This is a genomic window from Hydrogenivirga sp. 128-5-R1-1, from assembly GCF_000171895.1.
Window position 1 is genome coordinate 1 of the sequence record NZ_ABHJ01000487.1, and the last position, 1,133, is coordinate 1,133.

1 protein-coding gene and 1 pseudogene are annotated in these 1,133 nt (G+C 35.0%); both read right to left on the reverse strand.

Annotated features, from left to right (window positions below):
* A partial coding sequence (locus HG1285_RS00480) for a 2-oxoacid:ferredoxin oxidoreductase subunit beta (protein ID WP_232219546.1) occupies positions 1-841 on the reverse strand: 841 nt, incomplete at its 3' end.
* Between the two features lie 23 nt (positions 842-864).
* A pseudogene (locus tag HG1285_RS20120) lies at positions 865-1,133 on the reverse strand (2-oxoacid:acceptor oxidoreductase subunit alpha); the annotation flags it as partial.

Here is a 1,133-nt window from a genome sequence, read left to right on the forward strand (position 1 = left end):
CAGCAACCTTTTCCTCAAAAGTTGGTATATCTTCAGTTTTATAGAAAATTCCTATTGGTACTTTAGCTTCAGGGTCTGTATCAGCATCAAGAGCGTGAGATGCAAGTTCTTGAGCCTTCGCCTTGTCTGATGGGTCATGTCCAAGTTCTTTATTAATGTCCACAAGTTTTCCTTTGTAGTATTTGAAAGTATCAATCTTATTGTATGTTGGACAAGGTGAAAGAATATTTACAAAAGCAAATCCTTTATGTTCAATAGCTGCCTCAATAATTTCAGTCATATGTTTTGGATTTCCTGCATATGTCTGAGCAACAAAAGTTGCACCGCAAGCAATTGCAAAATCAATAACATTAAATGGATTATCAAGGTTTCCATAAGGAGTTAAAGAACCTTTATATCCTTTTCTTGATGTTGGTGAAACCTGATTTTTAGTTAACGCATACATTCTGTTGTCCATAGAAATAACAACCATATCAAAGTTTTTTCTTGCTGCATGCGGGAAATGTTCCATACCAATAGAGAATAAATCTCCATCTCCAGCTGTTACAATTGTAGGTATTTCAGGTTTTGCAAGTCTTGCTCCAACAGCAGCTGGGATAGCTCTTCCATGACATGAGTGTAGTCCAAATGCATTCATCCAGAGCGGAAGTCTTGAAGAACATCCAATTCCTGATACTATAGATAAAGCAGTTGGGTCAAACTTTTCTTCAGAAAAAGCTCTTGTTAATGCTGTAACAACACCAAAATCTCCACAACCTGGGCACCATGTTGCCTCAAGGTCTGATTTGTATTCCCTTGGTGGTAATTTCTCCTCAAGTCTTACATATTGTATATCCATCATTATTCCTCCTTTTTAAAATTTAATTAAGCCTGTACTTTTTTTCCAAGTATTTCTTCAACCTTTTCTTCAATTTCTTTTGGTATAAATGGTTCACCTCTATAAATGTTGTACTGAACAATTTTTTCAGCAGGTATAGAAGTAAACATTCTTATGAATTTAGCAAACTGTCCTAAGTAATTTGCTTCTGGTACAAGTAATATGTCAGACATTGAAGCAACTTTTTCAATTGCTTTTTTAGGAACTGGATATAAAAGTTTTGGATATAGAGCAGCTACTTTTATACCTTTGTTTC